The organism is Paenibacillus sp. FSL R10-2782 (genome assembly GCF_038592985.1).
Classification (GTDB): domain Bacteria; phylum Bacillota; class Bacilli; order Paenibacillales; family Paenibacillaceae; genus Paenibacillus; species Paenibacillus terrae_C.
The window spans coordinates 2,784,150-2,799,944 of the sequence record NZ_CP151951.1 but is presented as its reverse complement, the minus strand read 5'-3'; the positions used below and the strand labels follow the sequence as shown (position 1 = coordinate 2,799,944).

The 15,795-nt window shown below is 43.5% G+C and carries 11 protein-coding genes, 7 pseudogenes and 1 riboswitch; of the genes and pseudogenes, 13 read left to right on the top strand and 5 right to left on the bottom strand.

The features are described from left to right. Nucleotides 1–393: 393 nt before the first annotated feature. A pseudogene (locus NST83_RS12665) lies at nucleotides 394–516 on the top strand (hypothetical protein); the annotation flags it as partial. 199 nt (nucleotides 517–715) lie between these two features. After that, the gene (locus tag NST83_RS12660; protein ID WP_342417944.1) at nucleotides 716–1,615 is read left to right on the top strand and encodes a pentapeptide repeat-containing protein; all 900 of its coding nucleotides are present in this window, start codon (nucleotides 716–718) and stop codon (nucleotides 1,613–1,615) included. Between the two features lie 396 nt (nucleotides 1,616–2,011). On the opposite strand, the pseudogene NST83_RS12655 reads toward NST83_RS12660, so the two are convergent. The 3 genes and pseudogenes from NST83_RS12655 to NST83_RS12645 form a co-directional block, all read right to left on the bottom strand. Further along, a pseudogene (locus NST83_RS12655) lies at nucleotides 2,012–2,248 on the bottom strand (DDE-type integrase/transposase/recombinase); the annotation flags it as partial. A 326-nt stretch (nucleotides 2,249–2,574) separates the two neighbouring features. Next, a complete protein-coding gene (locus NST83_RS12650) occupies nucleotides 2,575–4,737 on the bottom strand; it encodes an amidase (RefSeq protein ID WP_342417836.1) in 2,163 nt (720 codons plus the stop codon). A 393-nt stretch (nucleotides 4,738–5,130) separates the two neighbouring features. Continuing rightward, on the bottom strand, nucleotides 5,131–6,045 hold the full coding sequence (locus tag NST83_RS12645; RefSeq protein WP_342417835.1) for an arginase family protein: 915 nt from the start codon (nucleotides 6,043–6,045) through the stop codon (nucleotides 5,131–5,133). Nucleotides 6,046–6,150: 105 nt separating this feature from the next. On the opposite strand from NST83_RS12645, the gene NST83_RS12640 reads away from it, so the two are divergent. The 4 genes and pseudogenes from NST83_RS12640 to NST83_RS12625 all read left to right on the top strand — a co-directional run. Beyond that, on the top strand, nucleotides 6,151–6,501 hold the full coding sequence (locus NST83_RS12640; protein WP_137063197.1) for a helix-turn-helix domain-containing protein: 351 nt from the start codon (nucleotides 6,151–6,153) through the stop codon (nucleotides 6,499–6,501). 321 nt (nucleotides 6,502–6,822) lie between these two features. Beyond that, nucleotides 6,823–7,050, top strand: a pseudogene (locus NST83_RS12635) (tetracycline resistance MFS efflux pump); the annotation flags it as partial. 22 nt (nucleotides 7,051–7,072) lie between these two features. Next, complete coding sequence (locus NST83_RS12630) at nucleotides 7,073–7,300, top strand: MFS transporter (RefSeq protein WP_342417943.1); 228 nt, start codon at nucleotides 7,073–7,075, stop codon at nucleotides 7,298–7,300. Nucleotides 7,301–7,820: 520 nt separating this feature from the next. Further along, nucleotides 7,821–8,081 (top strand): annotated as a pseudogene (locus tag NST83_RS12625) (SRPBCC domain-containing protein); the annotation flags it as partial. Nucleotides 8,082–8,134: 53 nt separating this feature from the next. On the opposite strand, the gene dapA reads toward NST83_RS12625, so the two are convergent. Next, complete coding sequence (dapA, locus tag NST83_RS12620) at nucleotides 8,135–9,019, bottom strand: 4-hydroxy-tetrahydrodipicolinate synthase (protein ID WP_342417834.1); 885 nt, start codon at nucleotides 9,017–9,019, stop codon at nucleotides 8,135–8,137. A 108-nt stretch (nucleotides 9,020–9,127) separates the two neighbouring features. Between dapA and NST83_RS12615 the strand changes: the two genes are divergently transcribed. Together NST83_RS12615 and NST83_RS12610 are read left to right on the top strand one after the other, a co-directional pair. Continuing rightward, a complete protein-coding gene (locus tag NST83_RS12615) occupies nucleotides 9,128–10,000 on the top strand; it encodes a LysR family transcriptional regulator (RefSeq protein WP_137063195.1) in 873 nt (290 codons plus the stop codon). 458 nt (nucleotides 10,001–10,458) lie between these two features. Continuing rightward, nucleotides 10,459–10,563 (top strand): DUF6254 family protein, encoded by a 105-nt coding sequence (locus NST83_RS12610; RefSeq protein WP_015735743.1) that lies wholly within the window; start codon nucleotides 10,459–10,461, stop codon nucleotides 10,561–10,563. Nucleotides 10,564–10,821: 258 nt separating this feature from the next. Here the strand turns inward: NST83_RS12610 and NST83_RS12605 are convergent. Beyond that, nucleotides 10,822–11,048 (bottom strand): annotated as a pseudogene (locus NST83_RS12605) (YitT family protein); the annotation flags it as partial. A gap of 125 nt (nucleotides 11,049–11,173) precedes the next feature. Here NST83_RS12605 and NST83_RS12600 point away from each other — a divergent pair. From NST83_RS12600 to NST83_RS12580, 5 genes and pseudogenes are all read left to right on the top strand, one after another. Beyond that, nucleotides 11,174–11,626, top strand: coding sequence for a MarR family winged helix-turn-helix transcriptional regulator (locus tag NST83_RS12600; protein WP_137063194.1), 453 nt, complete (start codon nucleotides 11,174–11,176; stop codon nucleotides 11,624–11,626). 44 nt (nucleotides 11,627–11,670) lie between these two features. After that, a pseudogene (locus NST83_RS12595) lies at nucleotides 11,671–12,205 on the top strand (GNAT family N-acetyltransferase). A 137-nt stretch (nucleotides 12,206–12,342) separates the two neighbouring features. Then, nucleotides 12,343–12,441: riboswitch (guanidine-I (ykkC/yxkD leader) on the top strand. A 95-nt stretch (nucleotides 12,442–12,536) separates the two neighbouring features. After that, nucleotides 12,537–12,878, top strand: coding sequence for an SMR family transporter (locus NST83_RS12590; RefSeq protein WP_342417833.1), 342 nt, complete (start codon nucleotides 12,537–12,539; stop codon nucleotides 12,876–12,878). A 3-nt stretch (nucleotides 12,879–12,881) separates the two neighbouring features. Next, nucleotides 12,882–13,196, top strand: a complete 315-nt coding sequence (locus NST83_RS12585; protein ID WP_342417832.1) for a multidrug efflux SMR transporter — start codon at nucleotides 12,882–12,884, stop codon at nucleotides 13,194–13,196. Between the two features lie 687 nt (nucleotides 13,197–13,883). Continuing rightward, nucleotides 13,884–15,787, top strand: a pseudogene (locus NST83_RS12580) (carbohydrate-binding protein). Nucleotides 15,788–15,795 lie beyond the last annotated feature (8 nt).

Sequence of the window (15,795 nt, the reverse complement as noted above, 5' to 3'; positions counted from 1 at the left end):
GAGATGGTTACCGTGCACGATTAACACGAGCGGGAAGGGGCCATCGTCTTCAGGATACCAGACCGTGCCGTTTAACGGCATGGCTTTCGGTCCAAAGCCGAAGGTCTTTGTGAGCCAGGATGCCTAGTCGTCCACAAAGGCCGATCCGTCGACGGACTCCGTCGTCAGTCGCCCTTCAACGTCAAGATCCTTGCAGTACGTTGGATCGCATGCATAGGTTATGGATTTTAGGCAAATTGCACCGGGTTCCGCTGGATTGGCGGTTTGCAGTGGATAGGGTAATGCAAGTTCAGCATGACTGTCGCTCGTGAGTCAATATCCCAGTACGCAGATAACTAGCTTTATCTGTTGTATGCAAATATTAATGAATACTTGGGATACAAACGAGATCATGCCAAAGGATTAAAACGGAGTGCGGATGGCAAGGTAATCACTTTGCATAAAATCACTGCCAAAATATCACGACCGGAGGTGGCGGAAGCCTTTCTCAGTCCTGCGCCAGAGCAGATCATTCAAAGTTACCTGGAATATAATGCTGATCTGCTCAACCAAGCCTACGATGGAGTCAATGGTTGAATGATACTTTGACATTATCCAGAGGGTCGCTGAAAAACCAGATGGAAGAGTGTCGAATCTCGTGTTGGAAACGAGACTTTAATACATGTAGTCGGAGGTAAAACAATTGAACAATCTTAACAAAAATACGAAAAACAAGTTGTTGTCTGAAGCGGTCGCCCCTCTATCGGAAGAGAGGCGACAAAGCATTCGAGCGGACTGCGAAAAATGCATCGGTCTGTGTTGTGTGGCACTACGCTTCTCTGCTTCAGATGGTTTTCCAATAGATAAAAATGCAGGTCAGCCCTGTGTCCATTTGCAAAAAGATTTTCGCTGTGGGATTCACGAAAGTCTTAGCAAACCGGGGCTGAAGGGATGTATATCATTTGATTGCTTTGGCGCAGGACAAAAGGTGTCACAAGTGAGCTTTGCTGGACAAGATTGGCAGTCATCTCCAGAGGTTGCCCCAAAGATGTTCAAGGTGTTCACGACCATGATGCAAATTCATGAATTGCTGTGGTACTTGACAGAAGCAGTGATGTTGCAGCCGGCACGTTCGATTTATGATCAGATCCAGGCTTTGCTGGAAGAGACAGAAAGGCTCACATATCTTAGCCCAGATGATTTGCTGAAATTAGATGTGGGAGAACATAGGGCTTCAGTGAACGTTCTACTCTTGAAGACGAGTGAGCTTGTAAGGGCCGAAGTTCATCAGAAGCAGAATGGCCACCACACAGGACAGAAGAGACGCTCTGGCGGGAAAAAGAATATTGACCGTGGCGCAGACCTCATTGGAGCTGATCTTAGAAAAGTGGATTTAAGAGGGGCCAATTTGCGCGGAGCTTACCTAATTGCAGCTGATTTGAGAGGAAACAACTTAACAGGAGCGGATTTGATCGGGGCGGATTTCCGGAATGCGGATCTGAGAGGAACGGATCTGTCCAACAGTATCTTTCTTACCCAGAACCAGATCAACTCGGCCAAGGGAGACCACAGTACGAAATTACCTTCAGCACTTCAGCGTCCGGAACACTGGAAACATATGAATTGGACTATATAGATTTTCTTTAGGGGTGAAAGCATGTTAACCATTTTAAACAATTATGCATATGGTTATGTCACCATCCCAGTCATTCTTGCCTGCAAAGCACAAGGTCTATTTGATAAGTTAAGCTACGAGCGGCCTGTGCATTTTACTCAATTAGTAAAAGAGCTGAGAGCGAATCATGGATACAGTTAAGAATTTAAAAAAACAAGCATTTTAAAATCGCCTTTAGTAGGCGATTTTTTTATTATGGCTTTAGCCAGTTGAGTGCGTGAAACGCGCGAAACAAAAAACCACCCGCTATGCGGGTGGAGGAATCGAGGGTTTCCCACTAAGACCATTCCAATAAAATTGAGATGTTCAGGCTCAAAAGAAAGGAATGGTCTTAGATGGCAAACAAGACGACCGAAGCTCGTCCATCTTTTGATTTTTGAACTCACTGCCACGGTCGGTATGAAACCATTGAATCTGACGTAGATCACCCTTAACGGTCGCGAAGGCATGGGTAATCAGAGCAGCGTCCTTGTTCGGGCCTGCACTATGACCCATGATTTCTCGATTAAACAGATCCACCAGCACACAAATGTAATGCCATCGATTGATTTGATCGAAATGCTTGGTGATATGGAAAGTGAAGACTCTCTTTATGTACTACTAAGTGAAAACATCTTTAAAAATTATATAAGTGTGTTCGAAGATTATTTGAAAGATATATTAGAGTTCCTATTCAACAAATATCCAAATAGTGATTGAGCTATCGAAAAACGATAGTTCGATGAACAAGACAGCAAGTCTATAGCATGCCAAGTTGCATTAGAATTTAAAGAGCTGGAAGTTGCAGCTTCATCTGCCCAACCTCCAGCCCGCCAAGCTCAACTATCCCGTCGCTCAGGCCAGCTGCAGCGATAGCTTTCCTAATGAGAACCTTACGGTCAGGGCACCCACAATTATAGTGAGTACTATGATGTCCTTCGTTATTGGGGTAAAGTGACAGACTTGACTTGAGCAGAGGTATTTCCGTAAATATCCTTGGCCAGCACGAGAATATGCAGCGTATCGGCTTGGGAGGCACCACCCTGTTTGTATTTAGTAGTTGGAAGTGTTGCTGACCAATTGGCTTTATCTTCTGTAATAACGACACGAATGCCATTGACATAAACTTTAAGCTGTGCGATATCGCTTTGATCTGTGACTGAACCTTCCAAAGCGAGAACATCGCCCTTGATCGAAGCATTCAACTTAAGTTCAGGAGCTCCTGTTTCCTTACGTTTAGAGGGTGGGAGAGCAGTTTGCGGGTTATAGGAAAAGGTTTCATCCTCAAGCGCTGGCGTGCGTGCTGCAATAGGACGGTTTTTGGTCGCCTGCTCATAGGAATAAGCGTAACGAAGCAGGTCATTATCGCTGTATGCGGCACCTGCCATCGTCAGATTAACGGGCATTCCGGTATCCTTCATAGCGCCCATACTCACAGACACACTTGGGATCCCGTACTCGCGTAGAATGAAATTCGTATTGGAGAAATAGTTGCCATTCTCCCAAGCCTCCTCATAGGATGTTTCATTCACATCGGAGTCGGCTTTGCCGATATTGGAATTTGCCGGGAATGCAATAAAATCAAGGTTGTTTTGCTTCATCCAATTTTCAAAATCAATCTTTCGTACATTTTCAAGCCCCCGTAGTCCTTCATGAAACTGAGGAATTTGTTCGTAAGGGGTGACGCCTTTTTTTATGGTTTCAATGAATACGTCATAGTGGCCAAGGTCTCTGCCACGTTTGGCATCTACCGAACCGGGCGGATTCGGGAAGACGGTTGCAGGGTCGATATTAGCCCATGACGGGAAATTCGGATCGCCCACACTTTTAAGGAATTCCTCAGCTGCATAAGGATTAAGCAGCCCGAATTCCTTTTCAACCCACTTTGCTGGCATCAAACCACGTTCTTCAGGTGTTTTCGCTGTTGCCCGGTCTTTCTCGCTGTTCGCCTGCAAGGGGAAGTCAACTTCCACAACCTCAGCTCCAAGAGCAGTTAAATCCTTTACAGCTTTTTCCCATAATGCCTGTATCGAAGGTCTGAATTTGATCGGAGTTGTGGTTTCATGGTCCTTACCGATATAGATTTTCGGAACGCCAATGCGTTTGCCTTTCAAAGCTTGAGTGTCTCGCAGCTCTAAATAGGATTTGGGACGGACACTGTTGACAGAAGGGAGCCGAACAGCTTTCTGTTCTCGCCAGAAATCACCCTTGGTGATCTTATCCTCTACAACGATCACGTCAAGCAAGCGGAGCATGTCCTCGACAGTTCTCGTATGTGGGACAACGACATCCCGTATTGGGAAGAGCGGCCAATTCCCCCGAATGGAGATTAGGCCCCGCGATGGCGTGTAGGCAATTAAACCATTGTTAGATGCTGGTGATCTTCCAGAAGATACCGTTTCTTCCCCCATACCGAAGGCAGCGAGGTTGGCGGCTGTTGAGACGCCAGATCCGTTAGAGGAGCCAGAGTACCAGGCTGCAGCCAGATAATCTGGATTGTACGGACTTTCAGCACGGCCATAAACCCCTCTTTGCATTCCCCCCGCTGCCATTGGCGGCATGTTGGTTTTACCAATCAGTACCCCACCGGTTTTGCGTATCTTCTCTACTGTAAAGGCATCATCCTTTGCCATCAGGTTTTTGAAAGCCGGAGATCCAGAAGCGACAGTGAGTCCCTTAACCTTGTAGCTGTCTTTAACCGTGTAGGGGATGCCTTGCAGAGGCCCGGTCTTGATACCCTGCGCCCTTAGTTGATCAGCCTGAGCGGCTTCTTTTAGTACATCAGGGTTCAAAACAGGGATGGAATTGAGCCTAATGCCACTAGAATCATAGGCATATACCCGGTTAAGGTACATGGCGGTAAGCTCGACACTCGACAGTGCCCCTGACTTCATCGCGTCCTGCATCTGAGCAATCGTAGCCTCTTGCAATTGAAATGTAATTAGGGAGGAGGCGGGTTCACTATTAGTTTCACTTGAGGAGGGCGAAGGAGCTGCGGATGCAAGGGAGCATCCCGTGAAAGTTAAAATCATACCAGCCGCGATCCATTTGCAATAACTGCCGATTACATTCCTTGTATTCGCTTTTATCATTCGTCCGCACATAGCACTTTCACTCCTTAGTATGGATAGGATCAGGAAAGAGGGGAATGGGGAAAAGTCTCTTCTACAGATAAATGTTTTTTATTCTATTACTTATTAACACCTGTTAACACCACCATTTCTAAGTCGCGGAGATTTTGAATAGGTTTAAATTATCCGTAAAGAGAAGATGATGTTTTTACATAATATACACTATTTTCCTCCCTGTGTGTCAATATATTTCACTCTAAATCCTTCTGCAATAACATAAAATTATCCATGAAAATGTTTGAAAAATTATTCGTATGAGAAAAGAGAAGGGAGAATTATGTAACACCCTCGCAAACATAAAAGTGCGTGAGTGTATTTTTGTGATTAAGCAGATCATTGTTCTGCTATAATTCTGTTTATGACTTTTTATTTGTTTAGAATAGGTATTTCTCCAAGTAGATTTTTCAAGTTAATAGAATCCCACGGCATATGCTCCGTTACACCTAATCCAACCACATCTGTTTCTTCAGATAGTTCTTTAATCAGATGAAGCAGTTGAGGCATTTGCATTGTTCCCGCAGGAGAATAATTATAAGGTGCTTCAGGGTTGGCGAACAATAAAGAACGAAATGCCTTGGGATCAAGCACATCTAAATCCAGGTGAATAGCCAGGTGCTTAATGCCACTTTCTTTAATCCACTTTTTTATAGATGCAGTACTGTTCGTTAACTCTTTGGTTCCTGCAGTTTTAATACCTAGTCTTTGAATCATTTCTGTATCTTGTTCTGCAGTTTTAATGCCTAGTCTTTGAAACGCTTCTGAAATCACTTCTGTTTCTTGTTCTGTAGGAGTCGCTAATCCCGCGATAAAGACATTTTCAGGTTTAAGAGGGATTTTCACATGTTTTGCGAACTCCTCATCTCCTTCCCCCAAAAGATTCCCGAGCGGTAATGTATGTCCGTTATCATAACCAACATATCTAACTAAATCACTGTGAGCATCGATCCAGATTAAACCTAATTCACCTCCGTATCGTTCGTTTAAATAGGCAAACGGGGCTTGCTCGACTAAGCAGTCACCACCAAACATTACAATGCGATCTGGCTTATGTGCGTCAATAATATGTTGAGCAGCCTCTAATTGTTCAAGTAGCTGTTTTCTCCCATACATACCGTTCTCATTTTGAAGCGGAATTCCATCATAAGCTTGAACTGGAACATGAATAAGAGGTTGATCATTGTCCGGGGCTAGCCAAGCAAGCAGTTCGGCTCCAAAAGAGTAGTTAGGGTTGTTTCCCCCTTGCCATTGTGGCATTAAAAGACGTATTGTTTTTTTAGTCATGTTGTTCTCTCCTTTACTTCAAAGTGAGGTTAGTATAAACTGAACTCGAATAAAAACGTAGTACGCACTTTTTTGATAGGTACTACCCGAAAGGATAGTGTAAATATGAGTATGGCCGAATTTAAAGGTAAAGTTAAAAATATTCAAGATACACCTTTTGGTTATACATTGTCAGTTATTGGTGGTAAATGGAAAATGGTTATTATTTACCTCCTAGCAGAAAACGAACCGGTTCGCTTTAATGATCTGAAAAGACAGATAGGAGCTATTACCTATAAAACATTGAGTTCACAACTTAAAGAATTGGAAGCGGATGGTATGGTGAAACGAAAAGAGTATCCTCAAGTTCCCCCTAAAGTCGAGTACAGTCTCACCGATAAAGCGAAAACACTATTACCTGTTTTGGAAGAATTATGTGAATGGGGAACGGAAAACCAAAACAATCCAGTTTTCTAAATGCTCTCGGTATTAGAGAGACCATCTGCTGATGGCTGGAGAAACCCATTTATTTTTGTACATCATACCCAAGACGGCTACTACTTTGAATTGTGGAAGGATTCCGATACCACAAATATGACTCTTTCTGATCTTGAGAATCATTTGATAGCAGGTAATATTTTTATGATAATATGGTTAGGTAGTTTTGATTAAACTGATTTTTACTTTTGGAGGCGCTAGAATGAAGTACATAGTGAAAAGAAGGGCACAAAATAAAGGGGACATCGCATCACTGGTCCTATAAACTGCGTGTTCCCCTTGCATTTTTAAGGGGTTTGCATGATGGAAAAATCGGTTGAGGAACGCATCCCTAAATCCTTGATTTGGCTGTGCGTGCTTGCATTTTTCAGTGTATTGAATGAGACGGTGTTCAACGTATCGTTGCCCGATATTGCTGTTCAATTTGGAATTGAGCCATCCGTCGCAAATTACGTCAATACCAGCTTCGTTCTTTCTTTTGCAGTAGGAACGGCCGTTTACGGAAAAATATCGGACATCTATGGCATAAAAAAAACTGTTTTTCATCAGTGTGCTGATATACGGCGGGGGATCGCTAATCGGCTTGCTTTTTCATTTCTGGTTTCCGGCTTTACTTGCCGCGCGATTTATTCAAGGAGCGGGTGCTTCTGCCGTTCCCGGGCTGATTATGGCCATCGTTACCAGAAGTATCGAAAAGCAGCATCAAGGAAAGGCTTTTGGAATGATCGGATCGACCGTTGCTTTGGGAGTACCCCCTGGATCATCTCGGGGGCCTTAGTTTTGATTTTTGGTGGACTATCCTTTGTCAAAACGGTTATCTCAACCATTGTGGCAGGCTCGCTAAGCGCTGACGAATCAGGCTCAGGTATGGTTTTTTTGAATTTTTCCTGTTTTTTGGCCGAAGGGCTCGGTATCACCATTGTAGGTGGACTGCTTACACAGCTCAGGCTTAACTTTCCTATTCTCCCGATGGTTACTGACGTTGCAGCGTATCTATACAGCAATTTGACACTACTGCTTCTATCTGCAGTAATTATAGGCGGGGCTATTTTCCTGATCGCATTTAAGGAAGGAAAGGCTTCCTTGGATAAGTAATTATCGTTTATATCACTACTGTTCCAAAACCAAAAATGATCTTCCGAATAGTTATAAAAAACGACTGGAGCCCCTATTGGTGGGATCTCCAGTCGTTTTTGTATTTATTGGACAGATGATGACTCCAAAATCAACGGATACTTATGGGTATAATAATAAAGAGATGATCATAATGCTCTTGAACTGAAGGGATTGAAGATGAAGTGACACTACCTATTTCTTTGCCGGATATTTCACAAAGACCGTCTAATCTAACAGTGGAACGAAAAATGGAAGCGTCACCCAATGTTCTGTATCAAGCGTGGACCAAGCGGTTTAACCATTGGTTTGCAGCCCCAGGGTCTGTAATCATGGAGGCCCGAGTGAATACGGCCTTTTTTTTCGAAACACATTTTGAGGGGAAACGCCATCCGCACTACGGACGATTTCTGAGACTAGAACAAGATCGCCTTATCGAACTGACGGGACAGCCCCTTCTTCTACGTTATGATTGGGAAGTCTGAGACAAGTTGATTTATCAGGATACGATCGAATTCAGGAGACCCTGCTTCACCTGATCCGACAGCGGCATAAGTGGCAGACGTAATTGCTCGGCGGCAATAATCTCTTGCTGGGCAAGCCACCACTTGATCGCGGCCGGGGCTGGTTCTGCAAATACATGCTGGATCATCGGCTCCAGTAGCATGAAACTGTCTCGCGCCCCGTTCATATCACCAGTCACAAAACGTTGGTATATCTCCACATACTTCTGGATGTTGATATGAGCGGATGCAAGCATACCGCCAGCAGCCCCCTGACATAGCATGGCATGGAAATAGGCATCCTCTCCGCAGAGGATAGGCTTAGTCTCGTACTGGGTCAATTTCAAGAGCAGATCAAGACCGCCCGCGCTGTCCTTGAGCCCAATTACGCCATCCAGGTCGAGTACTTTGCGTATTGTATCTAATGTCATGCGACTGCCAGTGCGAACCGGAATCTCGTATACAAGCACAGGCAGGCCTACACGAGATACGACACGGAAATGCTCCAAGATTCCTTCCTGCGTCGGCCGGTTGTAATACGGAGTGACCACCATGGCTGCATCCGCTCCTAATTCAGCCGCCATTTCCGTCCGATGCACCGTTGAATAGGTATCGTTCGTTCCCGTGCCAATGATGATCGGAATAGTTTTGTTCATGCTCTTCAGAACATCCTGCGTTACCTGTACCATCTGTTTGACTTCATCCCAGGATACGGTCGGTGACTCTCCCGTCGTACCGTTAACCACCAGACCCTGGATGTCATGGCCTGCAAGATAGGTAGCATACTTCCGGTACGAATTGATGTCCAGCTTATAGTCACGCGAAAAAGGTGTAATCAGCGGTATAAAAATCCCATGAATATGTTGTTCGTTCATCATCATCAGTTATCCCTTCCCGTTGAATTAAATCTAATGTAACATAGGAGATAGCATCAGAGTTATCTATAATAAGTGATAATTCTCATCAATAATTTCGATGGGGTGATCAGCTTGGATTTCATCTATCTTCAGACATTTCGGGAAGTTGCCATTCGTGAAAGCTTTACGAGAGCAGCAGAAGTGCTCGGTTACGCACAATCCAGTGTCACGACCCAGATTCAGAAGCTGGAGAAAGCGTATCAGGTCAAATTGTTCGATCGCTACAGCAACAACAAGATTCGTCTTACCTCCGCCGGGGAAGAGCTGTTCAAGCTTGCCGGACAAATGCTGGAGCTCTTCGAGCAATCCAAAGAAAAATTGGCCAAGCAGGGCGGGGGTTCCATGATGATCGGTACCATGGATTCCATCGCTTCGTATTTTTTGCCGCCGTATATGCAGGCGACCCGCAAAGAATACCCTGATCTGAACATACGGTTGCATACGGATCGCGAAGAGATGATTTTGCACCAGGTCAGGGAAGGGGAGGCTGATGTCGGGCTGATCCTCGCGGACGATTCAAGCGATCCGGCCTTACAGTGGATTAGGATTCGCGAAGAACCGCTTGTGCTGATTGTCCATCCGAACCATCCACTTATCGCTAAAGAGCGAATCAGGCTGGACGATCTGGTGGATGCGGAGTGGATCATGCCCGAGCATACGTGCAACTACAGGCAGCTGCTGGAAAGGGTGCTTCGCGCAAATGGAATCGCCTATCGAGTGGGCCTAGAGTTGGGTAATCCGGAAGCGATCAAGCGGAGCATCAAAACCGGAGAAGGTATATCCATTCTACCGCTAATGGCCGCGCTGGAGGAGATTGAACGGGAAGAGCTAAAGGTGTTACCCTTTGAGCATACCGAGCTCAAGCTGGAGATCCAGCTTGTTCTTCATCCCAAAAAGTGGGTGTCCAACGCATTGAGCTTTTTTATGGAGAGTCTGAGAATATAGATTTTCGTCCAAATCAAACTAAATAGCGCGTCCTAGCGGATACCGGAAGAAAGCCTGTAAAAAGTCATCCATATCGACGGCGGTATTGTATCCCAGCAGCTCGTGCTGATTGCACTGGCATAGCCGATGATCACTCCGGATTTCGTGAGCTTGTCGATCGCTTGTTGCCGGAAAAAGTAACCCTTTGCGCTTTTATCAAGGTAAGAAATGGGGAGCGATAACTGGAATCCGAAGTAGGAATTCGCAGATGAGTCGAACATCGGAAAGCAGCAGTTTTCATATTTTCTGGAAGCTACTAACGGCAGTTCCAGTTACTTTGGAATTGTAAAAACGGGGCAGGTATCACCCTGAGTTATAACAAAAAATCCAACAAATTTAGTTTTATGAATGAACAGAGCCGAGAAATGACAACATAAGGAAGTGGTATACATCACAATTTCCAAAGGAGGATATCTGTTATGGCTCACCAGAAGAGAAGAAAAGAAGCTGCCTGGAAGTCACGAAAGCAAGAACAGCATCCCCATGGTAAAATCAAATCGCTCAAGGAGTTATCCAGCGAATAGGATTGAGGAGTATACTACTTGGAAGAGAAGGACTGTCGGTGAAATTTATCGGCAGTCTTCTTTATTGTAACAATCTTTCCACTACCGGAAAGGGCGAATTACTATTTCATGGTGTGAGAGCATAATGGCCCTTAATACTGCAACTGGATTTGATAACAACCATCCAGCCATTCTATGATAATGAGGGAATTAACCAAGAAGAACTATAGAACATGCAATTTTGGGATAAAGTTGCTTCTGCAAGAGCTGTAAAGTTACCTATATAGAATGCTTTTTATCTTTCTCATGATTTGGTGATGTAGCAGAGTGTGTTAATATGCGGTCTAGTAATTTCCTAGTAAATGGCATAAAGTAATTGAGTATTAGCCCCCCTAAGCAAACGGTTAACAAAGTTCCAACACCAATGGGTCCATTAAACCAATTCCAAAACAAACAGCTTTGCTGTACCATAGTTCAGATGTTATTAAATTGTGCAATCCCCATATTTATAGACAGTCCTACCAAACCTCTTTATCATAATTACATGTTGCAAATACAACAAAATTAGAGTAAATTTAATACATACCATTTTTATTGCATTTGCAACAAAACAGAGACAAAGGAGTTAATTATGAAGGAAGTACTTCGTGAAATTGGAATGATAGCAAGGGCATTGGATTCTATAAGTAATATCGAATTTAAGGAATATGACCTTACAAAAGGGCAGTATTTGTACCTTGTGCGAATATGCGAAAACCCAGGAATCATTCAAGAAAAGTTAGCTGAGATGATAAAAGTAGATCGAACAACAGCATCTCGTGCCATAAAGAAACTTGTAATTAATGGATTTATTGAAAAGAAAGAGGATAACCATAACAAAAAAATCAAAAAACTCTTTCCAACAGAGAAAGGGAACAATGTTTATCCTTTTATAAAAAGAGAAAATGTTTATTCCAATAACGTTGCATTAGAGGGATTTTCGGAAAGAGAAGTAGAAACCATTTTCAATCTTCTTCAAAGAGTAAGAGAAAACATAGGAAATGACTGGGAATTCGTGAAAAAGGGGAACAAAAGAAATTATTGATTGATTTATATGAAGGAGCGATACCTAAAAAATGACTGTAAAAAATAATAAAGTGCAGCCGTGAAGATTTACAAATACTCCAAGAAATAAGTGTTGAAACATTCAACGATACTTTTAAAGATCAGAATTCACATGAAAATATGAAAGCCTATCTGGAAAGAGCATTTAACTCTAAACAGTTGGAGGAGGAATTGTCCAATGTCTCTTCAGAAATCTTTTTCATCTATTTTAATGAAGAACTTGCTGGATATTTAAAAGTAAATATGAATGATGCCCAATCCGAAAATATGGGTGATGAGTCACTCGAAATTGAGAGAATCTATATAAAGAACAAATTTCAAAAGCATGGACTTGGTAAGTATCTGCTAAATAAAGCTATGGAAATTGCAATGGAACAAAATAAAAACAAAATCTGGCTCGCGTATGGAAAAAAATGAAAATGCTATTGCTTTTTATAAGAAAATGGGGTTTGTTCAAACTGGAACACACTCTTTTTATATAGGTGATGAAGAACAAATTGATTTCATAATGACCAAAACAAAGCATTATCCGAATGATCATGATACAAAAGGCACATAGTTGCATAAAGAAATATACATTGGGATATGTGATATTGGGACAGCTTACTTAGCACTACCTGATGATATCCAAGTCCTTATTAATTTTATATCGTGATTTATTTACTAATATGTATGATGTTAACTATAATTGAATTCAAAAATGTTTTCTAGGGTTCCGCGATGTAATATCGGCTGGTCCGAGAGAAAACTCACAGTCGGTGTACTGTGTCACGGAGGGATAAAAGCCTGGGAGAAAAACTGCTGTATGCAGTATTATCTCAGGCTTTTTTTATTTGCTGCTTTAAATCCATACTACATTTGCAGCGTTATCAAAAAGGAGGAAGCACAGAATGAACAAGACATGGTTATCTGTTGTAATTGCAGCATTATTTGAAGTTGGATGGGTTATCGGCTTGAAACATGCCAGTGGATGGTTAGAGTGGGTGGGGACTTTAGTCGCCATTTTTGTCAGTTTCATACTCATGATTATGGCTTCCCGTACACTTCCGGTAGGAACAGTATATGCAGTGTTTGTCGGTTTGGGAACGGCCGGCACTGTATTGGCAGAAATTTTGTTGTTTGGTGCTGAGGTACAGGGATCTAAATTGATGCTGATCGGGCTGCTTCTGCTCGGGGTTGTAGGACTCAAAATACAGAGCAAAGAGAAGAAACAAGGAGAAGAGGTGCACTGACATATGAACTGGGTCTTTCTAATTTTGGCAGGCGTATTTGAGATGATTGGAGTTCTCATGATTAATAAACTCCATAAAGACCGGAATTTCCTGTCCGCTTTCTACTTGCTTGGAGGCTTTGGATTGAGCTTTTTGTTCCTAAACCTGGCCATGGAAACACTACCAATGGGAACAGCCTATGCCGTCTGGACCGGTATTGGAGCTTCGGGCGGGGCCATATTAGGTATGATCTTTTACGGTGAACCGCGTAATACCGCGAGAATTCTGTTCATTGCAATGGTACTCGGTTCAGCAGTTGGTCTAAAACTGGTAAGCTGAATAATGATGGTAATAGATAAATTGGTCGTTTTAGAACAGCAGTGAACTATATGAATGCTCATGGATTATAGCGACATGGTTCGTTGTATGGTCGTCGTAAGACCGACCAAAAAGCTGGTGTTGGAGGTGCTGATTGTTTTTAGACCGTATGTAATGGATAAGAAACGCAGAACAGGATTTACCCCCAGTAGGGCACCATGCTTGACAGTTATCATAATTTGTGGGAATTGGTCTCCTCACAATATCTCGCTATGACTCTAGACTCAAACTGGTCATGCTGATTGAGAGTCAGAGGTCTCAAGAGTGGAGCCAAGATCGCCTGATCTGATGTCAGTATTTTACGGAGTAAACCATTGAGTTTCATCCCTTTCGGTTTGCTCTTTTTTAAAATAGAATGATATTGTTATTTTTAATAGAGCATGTTACAATTACGCCAAATAAAACCTATTATTTTCAATCAATAACTGAAACTGCCAATAGAAGAACAGAGATAAGTATGTAGCGATTCCCCTCTCGTAGAGCGCTCCTAAACAATAATTTTGTAAGCGATTTCATTTTTATTTGTATCTCTATCTCTAACCATTCTTCACAGCCGTTCCCCTTACGGGTAGAGGTCTGAGTATATTCCTGAATTTGATGAATTTACGGGTAGCTCGGCTTACCATATAAAAAAACGGAGGTAATGTTATGATTAGAAAATGTTTAGTTTTATTTCTTTCCTTCGCTTTATTGCTCGGTGTCTTTCCCATGCTAAATGTGAATGCTGCCAATCGACCACTGGCTAAACTACCTGGAAATTCCAATCCTCTGATGGATCATAAATTGGGAGCTGACCCTTATGCATTGGTGTATGACGGAAGGGTGTATATCTACATGTCAAGTGATACGTATGTGTATAACAAGGATGGGTCGATTAAAGACAATGACTTCAGTGCACTGGATCGCATCCAGGTCATATCCTCTGCGGACATGGTGAACTGGACGGATCACGGAACGATACCAGTCGCAGGTGCCAACAACAAGAACAACGGTAGAGGCATTGCGAAATGGGCTTCTAACTCCTGGGCTCCAGCCATTGCGCATAAAAAAATAAATGGCAGAGACAAGTTCTTTTTATATTTCGCCAATGGCGGAGCAGGTATTGGCGTCCTGACAGCGGACACGCCTATCGGACCTTGGACAGACCCGCTTGGTAAAGCACTTGTGACACATAGTACACCTGGGATGGCTGGCGTGACTTGGCTTTTTGATCCGGCTGTACTGGTGGATGATGATGGTACAGGATACCTGTATAGTGGTGGAGGAATTCCTAATGAATCCGATTCGGCTTCCATTGCTAATCCGAAGACTGCCAGAGTCATCAAATTAGGCGCGATATGATCAGTGTGATTGGGAGCGCTACCACCATTGATGCTCCTTACCTGTTTGAGGATTCCGGCATTCACAAGCACAACGGCAAGTACTACTATTCGTACTGTATCAATTTTGCCGGATCACATCCGCCGCAGTACCCTGCAGGTGAAATCGGCTATATGGTCAGCGACAACCCGATGGGTCCTTTCACTTATAAAGGCCATTTCCTAAAAAATCCGTATACGTTCTTCGGCGTTGGCGGCAACAATCACCATGCAGTATTTAATTTTAAGAATGAATGGTATGTCGTGTACCATGCCCAAACGGTCAGCAAGGCTCAAATTGGAGATGGAAAAGGCTATCGCTCTCCGCATATTAATAAGCTGGTGCATAATGCGGACGGGAGCATCTCTGAGGTGCAGGGGAATATGACAGGAATCGCTCAACTATCCAATCTGAATCCGTATACCAGAGTTGAAGCGGAGACCATTGCATGGCAAGCAGGCGTTACGACCGAACCCACGCAAGCCAGCGGTGGGCCGATTAGTAATCTGAATGTAACCAACATCCACAATGGGGACTGGATCGCTGTCGGGAAAGCCGATTTTGGTTCTAACGGAGCGAAAACCTTCAAAGCTAATGTGGCCACGAATGCTGGTGGCAATATTGAAGTACGGCTTGATCGTGAGACAGGCCCTCTGGTCGGTACCTTGAACGTACCTTCAACTGGAGGGATGCAAATCTGGAGAGAAGTACAGACCATGATTAGCAATGCCACTGGAGTTCACAACATATATCTGGTGTTTACTGGGGCAGGCAGCGGCAATCTCTTCAATCTGGATGCCTGGCAGTTCACTCCCAACACGGGGGGCAATACGGGGACAAAGGTTGAAGCTGAAAATATGAATATTGGCGGCACTTATGCGGGCAAGATCAGTGCACCGTTTGACGGGGTCGCCTTGTAAGCCACTGCTGACTACGCATCATATTCACAGTATTTTGCTAAATCTACGCATAATATCTCAGTGCGGGGGGCTTCAAGCAATGCTGGTACGGCCAAGGTGGACTTGGTTATTGGAGGAGTAACTGTAGGTTCCTTCTATTTCACGGGCAAAACGCCGACTGTCCAAACCTTGTCCAATATTACTCACGTTACCGGAGATCAGGAGGTCAAACTCACCTTGACGAGCGATGACGGCACTTGGGATGCCTACGTGGATTTCATTGAATTTTCATAATGATCGCT

Bases quoted from the DNA above. Each gene is read 5' to 3' on its own strand.
- NST83_RS12585 (WP_342417832.1), top strand. From the start codon at position 12,882: ATGAACTGGGTCTTTCTAATTTTGGCAGGCGTATTTGAGATGATTGGA.
- NST83_RS12610 (WP_015735743.1), top strand. From the start codon at position 10,459: ATGGCTCACCAGAAGAGAAGAAAAGAAGCTGCCTGGAAGTCACGAAAG.
- NST83_RS12650 (WP_342417836.1), bottom strand. From the start codon at position 4,737: ATGTGCGGACGAATGATAAAAGCGAATACAAGGAATGTAATCGGCAGT.
- dapA (WP_342417834.1), bottom strand. From the start codon at position 9,019: ATGATGATGAACGAACAACATATTCATGGGATTTTTATACCGCTGATT.
- NST83_RS12640 (WP_137063197.1), top strand. From the start codon at position 6,151: ATGAGTATGGCCGAATTTAAAGGTAAAGTTAAAAATATTCAAGATACA.
- NST83_RS12590 (WP_342417833.1), top strand. From the start codon at position 12,537: ATGAACAAGACATGGTTATCTGTTGTAATTGCAGCATTATTTGAAGTT.
- NST83_RS12645 (WP_342417835.1), bottom strand. From the start codon at position 6,045: ATGACTAAAAAAACAATACGTCTTTTAATGCCACAATGGCAAGGGGGA.
- NST83_RS12600 (WP_137063194.1), top strand. From the start codon at position 11,174: ATGAAGGAAGTACTTCGTGAAATTGGAATGATAGCAAGGGCATTGGAT.